The following is a 14,900-nucleotide window of genomic DNA, read 5'->3' as shown; positions in this document are numbered from 1 at the left end:
GGCCGCACGTCGACAATTCAGCCGTGCAGAAAGTCCAAGCTGGAATGCCGGAAAGGCCTTCTAGACGATCGGATGAACTAAATGCTGCGCTAAGAGAAATCGCCAGCGCTCGCGACATCGGCCCATTCTCACGTGCAGTGGTACGTTACAGCAAGCAGCTGCGGAAGCAGGATGATCTTTCAGAGTTTCTGCAAACCGCGGCTGCCCGTTTCGATGCTCGATTTGTTGCGCAGTTGGAAGAAAATATCCGCTCCTCGTGGGGGTACGCCACGACATGCAACGCGGTGAGCCGGGAAGCTGGAGGTGAGGCCGGCATACAAGCTTGCCGGTCCTTAGCGGTGCGGGTGTCGCGTCTTGACAAGACGCTTATGAAGCAAATGAATCCCAGCGCCCTTTCTCTCTTCGCATCATCGTTCGGTCGGCACCCCACGGCGGCGGAATGCCGCGAGGGAGTCGTCAACATCGCCGAATTCTGTTGCGACGAGAGCTTTGCTTTTCAGGAACTGCAAAGTCAAAGTGTGGCATTGCTGGTCAACGGCTTCGGTAAATGGCCAGCCGAGGAGAGCTGTGGCCAAGCCACTGCGGCGATTGCCCGAGAGGTTTGTAGCGCCCGCCTGTCTGAATACACTCCGCAGAACCTGGGGAATCTGGTGAACGGCTTCAGCAAGTGGCCGGATCGGCCACACTGCGCCCAAGCCGCAGGCCTGCTTGCTGGCGAAATCTGCCGCCGCGCCGCTTGCAACAACGGTCTATGCGATTTCAATCAGCAGGGACTATCCAACCTGGTGAACGGATTCGGCAAGTGGCCGGACGATCGCTGCGGCCGGGCTATTGTCGCGATCGCCAAGGAGATCGTCGCACGCGCCGACCAACTCCCTGATTTTACTTCACAGGCACTGGCTAACCTGGTGAATGGTTTTACAAAGTGGCCGGAAGACGACGACTGCCGCCGAGCCACAGCCGCGATCGCCGACGAGGTGATTCGCCGCGCCCAAAACAACGAGCTCGGTGGTTTGGTTGCGCAGGACCTGGCGAACCTGGTGAACGGGTTCAGCAAGTGGCCAAACGAGGCGGGATGCCGCAAGGCTACAGTCGAAATCGGAATCGAACTCTGCCGCCGCGCCGCACTCGATGCTTCGCTCTCTGATTTTTGGCCGCAACACTTGTCGAACCTGGTCAACGGCTTCAGCAAGTGGCCGGAAGAGTCCATTCTCGCTCGAGCCGCCGGCGTCATCGGCGCCGTACTCTGTCGCCGCGCCAGCCGCGCCGACGGGCTTTCTGATTTTACTCCGCGGCACTTGGCGAACCTCGTGAACGGGTTCGTCAAATGGCCGGAAGAGACGCGTTGCAACGAAGCTATCCTTGCGATTGCCGATGAGGTTGTTCGCGCCGATGCAAACCGGCTCTCGAGTCTTGCTCCACAGCTACTGGAGCACCTGGTAAGCGGTTTCAGTAGCAGGCCCGAAGAAACCTGTCGCCGAGCTACCGTCAAAATGGCGGATGAGATCCTGTCCCGCGCGGACCGTGAGGGCAAGTTCCCTGCTTTTGGTCCGCGAAGCCGGGCAAACTTGGTGAATGGTTTCGGCAAATGGCCGGAACAATGTCGCGACGTTGCGGTCGCGATCGCAAACGAGGTCCTCGCGCGCAAAGAAGAGCTGTCTGCCTGTGATCCGCAGGCACTTGCGCTTCTGGTGAGCGGTTTCGGCAACTGGCCGAAAGAGACGATCTGTCGCGACGTCACTGTCGCGATTGCCAATGAGATCGCCGCGCGCGAAGAAGGGCTTTCTGATTTCGATCCGCAGGGCCTGGCAACCCTGGCCAACGGGTTGATCAAGTGGGCAGACGAGATCGGTTCTAGTTCGGCAAAAATCGCGATCGCCAGGGAGGTCATTGCACGCGCCGACCTACTCCCAACTTTTACTGCATCGGAAGTGACGAGCCTGTTCCACGCGTTCTGTGATTGGCCAGAGACGGAGGACTGCCTTAAAGCGGCAGGCTTGATCGCAACCGAACTCTGCCGGCACGCCCGCGACAACAAACTGGTCGGTTTTGCTCCACGGCACCTGGCACTCCTGGCCTATGCTTTCGGCAAGCGGCCAGTGGGAGAGCTGAATTCCCGCCAAGCTGTAGTCGCAATTGCCGAGGCGTTCTATAGCCGCGCGGACGACCTTTCGATACTTACTTACCGGCACGTGACGGCGGCGCTGAATGGTTTTAGCAAATGGCCCGAGGAGAATGCCTGTCTGCGAGCCACGGGCTTGATCGCTGCTGAGCTGCGCCGCCGCGCCGTCAGCGATGGCGGACTCCCTGATCTTACCCCGCCGCAATTAGCCAGCCTGGTAAACGGTTTCAGCAAGTGGCCCGAAGATGAGGACACAGGCCAAGCCATATTTGCCGTCGCAAGCGAGCTCGTCCGTCACGGCGCCGCAGGGCTCTCCCATTTCAATGACTGGCAGTTGGCAGTCCTGATCAATGGCTTGAGCAAATGGCCAACAGCAGAGGTCTATCTGCAAGCTGCACGCCTGATCGCCAACGAACTCTGCCACCGCGCCGCACGGCTCGCGGATTTCACGGAACAGTGTCTGGGAATGCTGATGAACGGATTCAGCAAGTGGCCGGAAGAGGCGGCGTGCCACCGGGCGGTAGTGGACATCGCGCGTGGACTCGGCCGGGGAGGCCGATGGTTCGGTGCCTTCACGACGCCTCAGTTGCGCATGATCGCAGATGCCCTAGGGCGAAGTATCACGAGAGGGGAAGACGCGGGGGAGATCATCGAGACCGCTTTGCTGAAGGATCGCTTACGTCAGCTGGCCCATCACCTGCACTATGCCAATGATCGGCTAGAGCACAGCGATGTGCTGACCATCGCCGCCATTTTCAAGGCCTTGGCGAAGGCCCGTCTGATGGAGGATCTTGGTTTGCTCGCACCGATCGGGTTAGATCGGCTCAACCAATTGCTTCGTGCCCCTGAATTTGCCGCTGAGAATAACCTCGAAACCATGGGCAATCTCTGTGCCGCTCTGGTGCCGCTGGCGCGCAGCCCGCACCTGCGGTGGCACAGGAGACAGGCTCTCTACTTGCTGAACGACGTCCAACCCATCTTGGAGCAAAAGATCGAGGCACATTTCAACGCAAGCAAGGCCGAGCGAATCCGTGGGCCGCTCGCCAGTCGCGGTCCCGCCCTTTCGGTTTATCAGGTGCTCAAGGCTCGCGCGGTCTTGGCGACAATGTTCAAGCGACCCGATGTCGAGGGCAAGAGCTCCGATTTGCGGATGAGGCAGCAAGAGCTGCAGCGCGGGACCAGAAAGATCCTGGCCAGCACGCGTGACCTCATCCAAGGCGATCTTTCCAATATGAGCTGGAACATGATCGCGCAGATCGAGGCGGATAGTCCGATCGATGCGCTGGACACATTCGTCGAGCAGAACGCGGCAACGATCCGGGACAAATATCCTGCGGCCATATTCGATGTCCACGAGGTCTTGCGAGCCATGGACCACGACCCCAGGCCCCCACAGGGCGAAGCGGGCCTGATGCGCTTGCCGGTGGTGGACATGCAGGGGCGGCCACTGCCCACGGAGCCCGAGACACGATATTCGATTTTTCATCGGCTGACGTCGGGAGCGATAGAGGTGGTCGCGGTGCAGCTGCCAGCAAAGCCGAGCGCCTTCATGTTGGCGCGTACATTCACGTACAAAGGTGTGCCATACCGTATGGACCTGTTCGGCGGCAGCAAGTTGAAGGCAGCAAAACGGACCTTGTCGGAAATCGCCGCCCATGCTCCAGCCGCACCGGCAGCACCGTCTTCGGGGGGGAAGTTGCTCGCCGTTCCCTATGCCGAAACCGCTCCGGGCACGTCATTCGAGAAGCTATTGCGTGCCTGGGCGCCGTTCAAAGAGGCCTATTGGTACACTCAGCGCAGGGGGTTTGCGGCGCCACCAGCGATCAAGGATCTAGGCCCTCATGACAACGTGCTGGAGGGCGCCTTCAGGCTGTTGCTGACGCCGGATCGCCCGACCAGCGAGGCGCATCCCTTCAAACTGACTGGACCGGAAGGCCCGATTGCTTTGCGGCCGCATGACGGCTGTGGCTTCATCAAGGCCTCGCTCGCCGAGCGTATGCTAGCTGTTCGCCGGGCCGGCCCCCAGGAGGGCCCCGATCGGATGCCGGCCTATGGTGAGGGAAGGAGATCGTCCGTGCCAGCCGCGGCGCTGCAACATTATCCACGCAGTGAGCGTGTGGCGGAAGAGGCGCGCGAGATGGCCAAGACCTGGCTTGAGAGCAGAGGAGGGGAAAGCCTGATAGGCGAGCAGCTGTTTCGCATGGTGACGACAGGCCACATCGATGGTCCCGGTGCGGTTGCGGTCCCGTCCAGTGATAATGACCTCCATGTGCCGAAGCGCAAGAGCGAGACGTTGACGCAAACGGGGGGCGTGCTGATCGGGCGATCTCCCTATGACAAGCCCAACCTGCGCCCGCTCGCTGCCGAACGAGTCAAGTTGGCCGCTGAGGGGGATCCGACTGCGGCGTTCCTCGATCGATGCGTGGCCATGCAATACAGTTTCAGTGTCGCCCAAAAGTCGCGGGAGGAGCTGGCGTCCGACGATCCGAGCTTCTTCGCCAAAGGTATTCTGATCGTGGTGCCGGATGAGATGTGGCCGGCCAACTACGCCGATCGAGGGCTCGTGATGTCGGCGGAGGACGTCAAATGCCATTCGAGCTGGACCGAGCGCAAGGACCGCGCAAAGGTAGACACGGCGGTCGACTGCGTCGGTATCCTGCAGGCGACTGAGGTGTTCGCTCCGGGCTCGTTGGTCGCCGTGCCGACTGGCGAGCAGAAAAAGCTCGACGGCGACTTCGACGGGGATACCGTCGTTATCATCGGCGACCGACCGCAGCTGTATGAGCATGTTCGCCAGTTCGATGAGAAGGAGCAAGCTCGCGGAGTTCGCTCCCTCAAGCCGCCAAAGTCGTATACCCCCGCGATCGAGGGCAATAATTACCAATTCAGTCGTGCCAGCCAGATCCTCGCGGCGACGCGGGATGCCTTGGAAATTTATACCGGCCTGCAGCGGAGCTTTCTGGCGCAGTCCCATGAGGCACGACGCTGGTTTGCCGAGCGTGCCATCTTTGGAACTTACGAGGGCGTTCACCACGAGCTTCGGCGCGACATCAGTCGGCTACTGAACCAGGAACAGGTGACTGGCCAGGATATAGAGGAAAAGCTCGACAGAGCGAGGCGCGAGATCAAGGCTGCATATCATCCGGTCGCCCACGAGCTTGCCGAGTTGCTCGCCACCGACCTCGAGGCGTGGGCAGAAAGCGCGGAGGAGCAGGTGCTGCCCGAAACAGCCGAAAGCGTGAGCGACACCAAAATGACGGTGAGCCCAGCAATTGCGGAGCTTTTCCCAAACCTGCCGGAGGCCTATCAGGCAGCCACTCACCCACGCGACCGTATCCGGGTTTTGCTCGACAACTATCCCGCGCGCATCGATCCGCGTCCGGATGGGTACGTTGCGGATGACTTCGTGCAAAGCGCAAGCAACCTCCTGAGCCTCGGTATCAAGGTCGGAACGGACGCCTTTAAATCCGACACGAGCGTCGAACTCTTTATAAAAAAAAGCCAAGGGCTCCAGCGGCTCCTACAACAGACGCCGGGCGTGAAGCCTGTGCCCTATGTTAAGAGCATGGCGGCCACTCTCAACCACGGAAGGTTCAATGTCGATACGACCTTGGAGGACCTGAAGGACAACCCCACATTGGCGGCTTCAATCATGGAGGCCTCGATCAATCTTGCTGCGGAGAAACGGATCCTGCCTGTCCTCTTTGGCAGCCAGCCTGCCGAGGAATCCGCCATCACGTTGACGCTAACCCGTGAGCACGCTTCAGAGCGCGCCCAAATTGAGGCTGCCCGCGCCGCAGCCGAAGAGAAGGAGATCACTGCAGCGGCGCTGCTGATTGCTGGAAATCTCCGGCAAAGGGGCATCCAGGTGAATATGCCCTATCTCGACCATCGGTTGAGAACGGAGAACTCCCTCAGAGACCAGCTCATGGAGATGAATGATGCCTTCGTGGGTGACGGACAGCCGATCAGCAATGCCGTTCGCCATGTCTTCGAAGTGCCCGACAAACATTTTGCATGTGCCTTCCGCCAAACCGTACTGGCGTTTGAAGAGCAAGGCTATGCCGAAATCAGCACAACCAACTGGTTCAAAATGAGCGCTCCGACGTTTGTTGGCATGAAGACTGTGCTCGCCACGCCGGATGGCTACCGCTTCGAGGCAGAGTTCCATACGCCGGGCAGCTACAAGGCCAAAATTACCAATCACGACACTTACAAGGAGCTCCAGGAGCTGCAGCGACTGCGCAGAGGCGATGCGCCGGATTCCCGTAAGATGGAGCAACTCGCGCAGCGCGCGCGAGAGATCTGCAAAGAAGTTGCGATACCCGAAGGTGTCAAAAACATTTCCCATTGGTCAATCGAAGGGGCGCCTACCGATGGCCTTCGCGCGGCCTTCGGCTTGCGATCTGCCCAACAGTCAAGGACGCTTGAGCCTAGTGCAAAGGAGGTCGTCGCGGCTCTTAACGGACGGCCGATCGTCCTCGTCGGCATGCCCGGTTCCGGAAAATCCACCATCGGCTCCTATGTTGCGCGACGACTGGGGCTGCCCTTCATTGATTCCGACAAGAAAATCGAGACGGCCGCTCGCATGTCGATAACGGAGATTTTTGAGACAAAAGGAGAGCAGCATTTCAGGGACCTCGAGGCGAGGTCGATTGCACGCGTTCTTGAGTCCGGGCCGGTGGTGCTGGCAACCGGTGGTGGCGCGTTCATGCGTGAGGAGACGCGGCGCCACGTTGCGGATAAGGCGGTCTCGATTTGGCTAAATACCGACATAGCCGAGATCAGGAAACGCCTTAGCCGTGACAAAGTGCGCCCGCTGTTGCAGGCCGCGAGCCGCGAGGACAAGATCGCGCAGCTGATCTACGAGCGCGAGCCATTTTATCAACTTGCCGATCTCACGGTTGTCCCCGGCCAAAAACGTGACAACAAGAACGCAGATCAATGTGTGGCCGCGCTGCATGCCCACCTTTGTGGTGAGCGACTTGGACCGGAAACCGGCTAATGTCATGGAAGCGACACCGTGATGTCGCCGCTCACAAGGCTTCCATGATCGTCAATGTCGCGCTGGGGAGGACGAGGCATGAGATATCCCGCCTCCGAGAAGGCCGAGATCATCCATTTGGCCGAGCCATCGCACTTTCCGGCCAAGCGCACACTGGACAAGCTCGGGATCCCGCGCGCCACATCCTATCGCTGGTATGATCGCTACCGCGAGGGAGGCGTTGAAGCGCTGGTCGATCGTCGGTCTCGACCAGATCGGGTTTGGAATCGCATCCCCGACGATGTGCTGGGCCAGATCTTCGACCTGGCGCTGGAGATTCCCGAGCTTCGCCACGCGAGCTGGCCGTGCGGTTCACCGACGAACGGAAGTACTTTGTATCCGAGGCGTCGGTCTATCGGCTGCTGAAGGCGCATGACCTCATCACCAGCCCGGCCTATGTGGTGATCAAGGCCGCGAACGATTTCAAGAACAAGACGACCGCCGTCAGCCAGCTCTGGCAGACCGACTTCACCTGCCGTGCGCCTCGCCCCACATTTGGGGAAACGCGCATGACTGGAATGCAAAACAGAAAGGAGGACCAAGAGAAAAAATGTCTTGTCCCCTGCTGTGAGGGGACATGAGCCCAAGCGGCGGCGACCTGGCAGGATGACGTGTAGCCCGCGGGTAAAGGGGATCGAGGCGAAGCCGTTAAGCCGAGACGGTCCCCGAGGCTGAAGTATTGGAAGGTTGGGGAACACGAACCGGTTCACCCGCATCTGAGGGCTGAAATATCGCCTCCGCCTGCACGGTTTAACAGGTGCAATGCTGATGATCTCGCCGGATGGATATGACGGCCGGCATCCGAACGAGAGCCCAGATGTAAGGACGCTCGCGAGGGATCATGGGGAGAACGCAGCCAGACCATGGCATCGGTATCGACTTGCGGAAAGCAAGGGAAAGACTGCGACCGGCAGCCTCACCAATACGATGACGTCCAGCATATGAACGAGGGAAGGCATGATGGGCGGACTCAAACGGTCGTCGCAACACCAATTGTTTTCACTCATATCCGTAATTCGTCAAGCGCTTCTGCCGGCGTTTTCCAGCCCAGTGTCTTTCTCGGTCGGGCGTTGAGGGCCGCTGCTACAGCGGATATCTCGTCGGCGGCGTGGATGCTCAGGTCTGTGCCTTTCGGAAAGTACTGCCGCAGCAACCCGTTGGTGTTCTCGTTAGTGCCGCGCTGCCAAGGGCTTTGCGGGTCGCTGTGCTCGAGGCGCTCATGGTGCCAACTCCAACCCGCCGCCGATCGGCGCGTCAAGCGCGGGCGATCTCGACCGCCTCGCTCAGGTTGTTTTCGGCGTCGTAGATCTTGACCTGAAGCCGAGGGAATCGGTTCTTCAGCTGTGTGCCAGCTTCCAGGGCGCTCGCTTTCGCCGCGAAGGTCGCCTTGATATGACCGTCGACGATTAAGGCATAACCGGTCCTCAGGGGTTCAATCGATGCCTTGGTGGTGCGGGCGGACGCTGCTGGCGCTGCCAGCCTGCGCTTCTCGCGCATGGGAAAAACTCCGCTTGTCGGGGACTGCTGATCAACTGCCGGCGGTCCCCAAGGTTCCCGTCACTGGATGCGCGCCAACGCACAGACGGCGCGCATCCGGTCCTGGAATGCGAAACGGTCCGCCCGAAGGCTGCCGGCGAGGCAAAGCGCCGCCCAGTGTCGCAAAGCGAACCGAAGGGAGATGGTGGAATCGATTAGCCTGCCGACGCACTTCGCGCCCATACAAGGGAACGGCTGTGGAGACGTACACGCTTCTCGTCGACGCAATTGGAATCATTGCCTTCGCGGCGTTGACCTATGGACAGCGAACACCTCGGCGCAGGCGCGCGCGAGGCCGAAGGCTGTACGGCTAAGCCGGAGCTTTAGGCAAATCGGCGCGGCGCAGAGAGCAAGCCGTGCAATTCGGGGCATGCCACCGCCGCGCGCCTGACGACTCAACGAGCAAGCTACAGCGGGGGCGGTGCGCACGGGTGATGTATGATGCGCAATTGGTTTAGTCGATACTCAGTTGCAATCTTGAACGGACTGACGGTTGCGATGCTCCTGCTGGTGCTCGGCGCGATCCTTGCTCGAAATGTCGGACCTGCCGAGAACGCTGGTCGAGCCACCTCGGATTTTGGTGTCGCAGGCCTGAGAGGGTCGCTGCCGTAACAAAGTGATCACCGGCTTGCCCTGCCGATAGGCCGTCCCGCTGGCGCTCTGTCTGCCGCCGGCGGTGCAAAGGCCAAGTCAGGGGGTATTGAGCACGTTGGACGTCGTGCGACACGCCACATTTCTGTCATGGTTCTGGTTTTCCCAACTCGTCTGAGAGGCGCTCAACGTCCTGTTCGTGCAAAAATTGGATGTGGCGCAACGTGGCGAGCACCTTTCGGGCCTCCGTTGTGTCATGGCCGTCTCGGTCTAGCTGAGCTACCAGCTCCTCTTGCCCGCCAAGAAGCTGCCTGGCTTGCGCAGCGTGACGCTCAGCGATGTGAAGGCGATGCCCCGGCGCGGTCCATGCCGTATTATACAGGTTCCTGCCCCGACAATGTGGGATCGTTTGGTTAGGAACGAGGGTTCCCGCAGGCAGTTCAACGATCAGTCTTGCGGCCCATCCTTTCGCAAGACCTGTCGCCCACTAGGCCCCAGTCCCCCGGCTGGGGCCGATTTGTCTACTCCGTGAGCAAATCTTGGCCCGGCGCCAGCAGCCACACGTAGGTCCCCTCTCGTGCATCTCGAGCCAGCCTCTTTCGAGGGCGTACTTGATGCCGGCGCCGAACCGGCCGCAGCCTTGAGTGTGTACCGGAATGGCGCATTGATTTTCTCGATGTGGATGCGGCCATGCTGGACCGGCTCGATGGTGGCCGCGAGCTCGAGCAGCTTGCGAGCCGCGGCTTCCTGGTTGGCGTTAGGACATTCGTTTGTCAGTCTGCGCTCAGCGTAACACTGTGGCCGCAGCGATAGTCGGCGCAATAGACCAACACGCCGCGCACGCCCATCTCGCGCATGGCGCCGAAGGTGATTTTGACCGGGCGGTGACGGGCCGGCGCAGGCTGCCATCATAATCCCCCGAGTCAAGGCCGGCGAGATCGGAAGGTGGGGCCGCAACCGAGCGCCAGTCTGAGGCGGACTTACCGTCGCGGCGATTCTGTCTGCGGTGAGGGCTCCGTCACCCTGGCAGGCGTGGCCGTACGCAACGGCTCCGGTACTCGGCTCGGCTCCGGCGGATTGTCGCTGAGCGCCGGTGTCGATGTCAGTTTTCCCGAGAGCTGGAGATCTTCTCTGGCGGGCAAACGAAACGTCGGCAGAGCTTCATTCTGCGTGGATGGGGGGATTCTCGGTTTTACCCGGCTAGAGAGAACCTCTAACACAGAGCAGGGATTCCGAATCGCTGTAGCTGTGGCTTTTCCACGTGTTCCGCGGCGCTGCTCAGCCAGTCGCGACCTGAAGATGGACGCCCTTCATTCGCGGAATCTCGGATCGGCCTTCAACGAATTCGACGACGGATAGTGGCGGTCGGCGACTTGAAAATCCACCCGGCACGTGTCGTAGGAAGCGGGACGCTCCTTCGAGGAGATCCATTCGCTGATCCGATGGCTTGCAACACTCCGCATATGGCCGACTTTCCGAGCCGCATCCGCAGAGTTCGTCGTCCTTGCACTCGCGCAGCCGATAGTAGGCCTGCACCAGGGGATCGGAGCCAGTCAGTCCATATTGTTTTCCCGGCCAACGGTCGAAAACTTCGAGGTACAGATGGCGCGCTGCCCAGACGCTGTAGAGATCGAGCAGTGTTCTCAGATCGCCGCCGTCGAACCAAGCTCCATCATTTGGGGAGAAGGCGCAGATCGATCCGTCTTGGAAGTTGGTGTGTCGCGGTCCGATCCAACTACACGAACCAGCAGCCGCCCAAAATCCCCATGCTCGGGGACCTACTTCTGATCGGTATGGAAGAGCGACCAGAAACGTGGCTTCCCGCTCCAAGCCCGGGATGATCAAGCTTCTCGCAAGGAGCCACATTCCGTCGTCGTCCGGAAAGGTCCGAAGCGAGGGGTACGCTTCGGTAACGCATTTTAACTGGCCCTCGTACGCGGCGCGGAGCACGTCGCGGCTGACCCGTGGTGGGGGACTGGCCGACCGTGGTCCACTGGCTGTCCCTTTCCGTCGGGTGGGCCTTTCCCGTGATCGGGCTGCGGATCTTGTCTTTCCTTGTAGTTCATTGCCGAACTCCTTCGCTGAGGCTGCTAGGGGGCCTTCCAGGGCGATTAGCCCGTGATTACGCACTCGAAGCGAGCGGTGCTCGTCCAGGGCGGCCCCGATTTGCTGCAACACGGATCGAGCCTCCGGAGCCAAGGTGGCTTCACTTGGTAGCGGAAATGTGCGAATCTGTGTCACGCGCACATGCTGGGCCTAGCGTCCCGACGTGTCAAGGCGTGTCATTCGCACGGAACAAGATGCCCACAACTGACGAAAAACTGGTCCATGCTATAAAAAAGAAGCGCGAGGCCGAAGGGCTAAGCATCCGCGCCCTGTCAGCAGCGATTGGGGTCAGTTTCTCTACGTTAGCCCGCATCGAACGTGGCGAAGGACAGCCGGACAACAACTCAAAAATCCGGCTTCTGCAGTGGCTCGGTGCAGAAGCAGAAGCGGCGGGACTCAGCTTCGATAATGTAGCTTTCGTGCACTTCCGTGCAGGCAAGAACATTCAGTCTTCGACCGTGCACACGTTGCTGACGGCTGCCGAGCGTTTGGTTCAATCAATTGGACGCCCCAGTAATTTGAGAGCACAGGAAGCTCCCGAGGACAACTCCCCTACCAATAGTGATTGGCTATCAAAAGAGGAGCTTGAGCAAGCTGCAGCGAAGTTCAGAGCGGACTTGGGTTTATCGCACAATGAAGCGCTAGACAGCCTTCGCGTCGAAGTGGACGGCGTCCGGGTTATTCCCGTCGGGAAGGCAGACTGTTTGGAAGCCCGCACCATAAATCTATTGAGGGGAAAAGTTAGCGGCGAATGGTCCGCAATGAGCGTGCCCCTCGATCCTGATAACGAGGGTTGGGCTGTTCTCTTGAACGATACGCACTCTGTGGAGCGTCAGCGGGTCACGTTGCTGGAGGAATTCTGGCACATCTTGCTTGGGCACAAGCTCACTAAGATTGCCAGGATTGCTGACGCATACGGACGCACCTATGACAAGGCCGAGGAACACGACGCTTACTATCTCGCCTCGGCGACGCTCCTACCGAAAGCCGCCGTCGTTGCTGCCGTGACTAAGAAGCGCTCTTCGGAACAGATCGCAGCAGCATTCGGCACCTCGTCGGAGTTGGTCGACTACAGAATCAAGCGGCTCGGCCTCTGGCGGGAGCATATGGGCAAGCAGATCAGGCTGGCGTCAGACTGAAATTTGCGTTGTCCTGCATCCAGTCGTGTTCCTCACATTCGCGGCCCGGTTTGCTGCGCCAAACCACGCAGACTGCGGATTTTAACCCGGAAACACGGAAAGAAGAACGATTTCTGCCCCAAGAAATTCTACTTGGCCGATCGCAACGCCGACGGCGACGATCTTAAAAGCCGTGAGCTTTCTGAGTAAGGAGTAGGAGCGGTCCGTCAGCTGACCCCAAGTTTTGATAATCGCTGCTGCAAGTAGGTCTTCTGCAGTATCCGAGATCATGTAGAGCATCGGCAATATCCACCATATCCATACAGGGATGCCCGACAGAAACGGAAGGCGATCAACCATGTGGACGGAAGTAAGTCCGAGCAAAAGTCCAGTGCTCAGAAGGAAAATGACGTCAAATGGTAACAAAACAGGGAAGACATAGCCGTGCCTTGCTGCTGCTTGTTCAGGGTTAGCGAGCCAGGCTGCGAGCGTCTCGCGAGTAAGCAGCTTAGGTCTCTGTGAGGGTATGTGATTAAGGCGCTCAAGAAAGCGAGCCTGTACGTCCTCACCGTATTTTGGCGTGACCTAAACTAAACTTGAGAATTAGCATTAGCGGAATGTTTAGTCCGAAAAAGAAGAGTATCGCTGGCATTGGGGGATGTCCCGATCGCTGTTGAACTAGGTCGGGCCGACGTCGCCGGAATAAATGTTACGCGGCCCTCGTGACGTGGGCAACGGGGTTGATCGTCATGCGATTGTGGCGAGCTTGAAGGGCCGCACGCAAAACCGACAATTGCTTATGCGCCTTCAATCGTCGGAAGCCCTTGTTGGCCTCGATCATGCCGGCCGCGACCCATCGCAAGGCCATGCCGGCATCCCGCCAGCGTTTGACGTTGCGCGTGACGCGGCGAATGGTGCCCATCATGTTCTCGGCGATGTTGGTACAAGCGAGCGATCGACGAAGCTCTTTCGGCAGCTTCAACCGGACGACAGTCAGGATTTCGTCGAGGCCTTCGAGGATGCTGGCCGCTACGCCGGGCCATTGCTGGTCGAGTCGACGCGCGAGATTGCGGATCAATTTTTCAGCCTTGTCGGCGTCATCGAGCTCCCAGGCCTGGCGCAGCACCCGACGGGTGGCCGCATGATGCTCTTTCGGCAGGCGTTCCATGATGTTGCGCGCCTTGTGGATCTGGCAGCGCTGGATCGCAGCGGCCGAACCGAAGGTGCGGCGGATCGCCTTCGACAACGCCTTCGCGCCGTCGGCGATGAACAGTCTTGGCACCGTCGGGTCGAGCCCGCGCGAGATCAGGTTGTCCAGCAGGGCCTGCACCGTTGCGGCATTCTCGGTCGCCCCTTCCACCAGCGCCAGCGGATGCTTGTTGCCTTCGCCGTCAACCCCGATCGCGGCGACCAGCACGAGATCGTCGCCGAGATGCAGCCCGCCGATTTGGACCACCAGAAGGTCGAGCGCGGACAGATCGGCAGCCATGAAGTCGGCCAGCCGCGCCGCCGACAGCGCTACGAACCTCCGCGAGGCCGCCGACTTCGAAACCCCCGATCCGGGCGGTGCCGGCACGTCACCCTCGGGCAGCCGGACAGCGCGGCCGAACCGGCGCGTCGACACATTGATCAGCATCAGGTTCATCGCCCAGCGACCGAGCCAATCCTCCGCCGCCGCCGTTTCCCAGCTCGGGATCGTGACCTCGCGGCCGTCCACGCCCCGGACCCGCGGGCGCTCGACCTCGATCTTGCCGCCGTGGAAGCCGATCCGTCCCCGCGTTCGGCCCCAACGGTGCGCCCGCCGCGCCGCGTCGCGACCGTGGCGCGGCCCGCAGGCCGCCGTGACATCCGCCTCCATCATCGTGCCGAGCGCCTCGATCCCTGCCGCAAGGCAGAACCGATCGAAGCTCGCCCGCACTTCTGCAAACGCTTCGTCCACAGCCCCGGTCGCCGGCCAACCAGCCGGTGTGATATCTCTCGTCATGGCGTTGCTCTCCTTTGTGGAATCAGCACCCCGAGCCTACCGGCTCAAGGTGGGCAACGCCGACCTCTTCAGAAATTCAACAGAACCCGGGACATCCCCTGGCATTGCTATCACCACAGAAGGGGTGACCTGCCACTGCATTTTCATCCAGCGGCAGTTAGAGTCTCGGGGTTTTGTACGCCAAGTGGCGCGGGTGGAGCAACGGACGATCGGCGGAGCTGGTCGGGGTTGCGCAGCCGATCGTCCGTTGCGGTGAGGTGGGCGGCGTAGGCCGCGGGGGTTAGGTATTTCAGCGACGAGTGGGGACGCTGGAGATTGTAGTCGGCGACCCAATTGGCGATCTTGGCGCGGGCGTCATCGAGATCAAAGAACAGGGTCTCGTTGAGTAGCTCATCGCGC

6 protein-coding genes and 2 pseudogenes are annotated in these 14,900 nt (G+C 60.2%); 3 read left to right on the top strand and 5 right to left on the bottom strand.

Annotation, left to right across the window (positions count from 1 at the left end):
• Positions 1–23 precede the first annotated feature (23 nt).
• Together XH87_RS09210 and XH87_RS09205 are read left to right on the top strand one after the other, a co-directional pair.
• The gene (locus XH87_RS09210) at positions 24–7,127 is read left to right on the top strand and encodes a shikimate kinase (protein ID WP_271587008.1); all 7,104 of its coding nucleotides are present in this window, start codon (positions 24–26) and stop codon (positions 7,125–7,127) included.
• A 63-nt stretch (positions 7,128–7,190) separates the two neighbouring features.
• A pseudogene (locus XH87_RS09205) lies at positions 7,191–7,639 on the top strand (helix-turn-helix domain-containing protein); the annotation flags it as partial.
• Between the two features lie 530 nt (positions 7,640–8,169).
• Here the strand turns inward: XH87_RS09205 and XH87_RS09200 are convergent.
• Both XH87_RS09200 and XH87_RS09195 read right to left on the bottom strand, forming a co-directional pair.
• A pseudogene (locus XH87_RS09200) lies at positions 8,170–8,367 on the bottom strand (transposase); the annotation flags it as partial.
• A gap of 53 nt (positions 8,368–8,420) precedes the next feature.
• Positions 8,421–8,663 (bottom strand): hypothetical protein, encoded by a 243-nt coding sequence (locus tag XH87_RS09195; RefSeq protein WP_271587007.1) that lies wholly within the window; start codon positions 8,661–8,663, stop codon positions 8,421–8,423.
• 2,930 nt (positions 8,664–11,593) lie between these two features.
• Here XH87_RS09195 and XH87_RS09190 point away from each other — a divergent pair.
• Positions 11,594–12,538, top strand: coding sequence for a helix-turn-helix domain-containing protein (locus tag XH87_RS09190; RefSeq protein WP_271587006.1), 945 nt, complete (start codon positions 11,594–11,596; stop codon positions 12,536–12,538).
• Between the two features lie 81 nt (positions 12,539–12,619).
• Here XH87_RS09190 and XH87_RS09185 read toward each other — a convergent pair whose 3' ends face one another.
• The 3 genes from XH87_RS09185 to XH87_RS09175 all read right to left on the bottom strand — a co-directional run.
• A complete protein-coding gene (locus XH87_RS09185; RefSeq protein WP_271587005.1) occupies positions 12,620–12,817 on the bottom strand; it encodes a hypothetical protein in 198 nt (65 codons plus the stop codon).
• A gap of 409 nt (positions 12,818–13,226) precedes the next feature.
• Complete coding sequence (locus tag XH87_RS09180) at positions 13,227–14,501, bottom strand: IS256 family transposase (RefSeq protein ID WP_271587004.1); 1,275 nt, start codon at positions 14,499–14,501, stop codon at positions 13,227–13,229.
• Positions 14,502–14,644: 143 nt separating this feature from the next.
• Positions 14,645–14,900 (bottom strand): integrase core domain-containing protein (locus XH87_RS09175; protein WP_271587003.1); only part of this gene is annotated, 256 nt, incomplete at its 5' end.

This window comes from Bradyrhizobium sp. CCBAU 53415, from assembly GCF_028128735.1.
Lineage (GTDB): Bacteria > Pseudomonadota > Alphaproteobacteria > Rhizobiales > Xanthobacteraceae > Bradyrhizobium.
This window is presented reverse-complemented; position numbering and strand designations above follow the sequence as displayed.

Coding starts and splice junctions, on each gene's coding strand:
- XH87_RS09195 (WP_271587007.1), bottom strand. CDS start 8,663: ATGCGCGAGAAGCGCAGGCTGGCAGCGCCAGCAGCGTCCGCCCGCACC.
- XH87_RS09190 (WP_271587006.1), top strand. CDS start 11,594: ATGCCCACAACTGACGAAAAACTGGTCCATGCTATAAAAAAGAAGCGC.
- XH87_RS09185 (WP_271587005.1), bottom strand. CDS start 12,817: ATGCTCTACATGATCTCGGATACTGCAGAAGACCTACTTGCAGCAGCG.
- XH87_RS09180 (WP_271587004.1), bottom strand. CDS start 14,501: ATGACGAGAGATATCACACCGGCTGGTTGGCCGGCGACCGGGGCTGTG.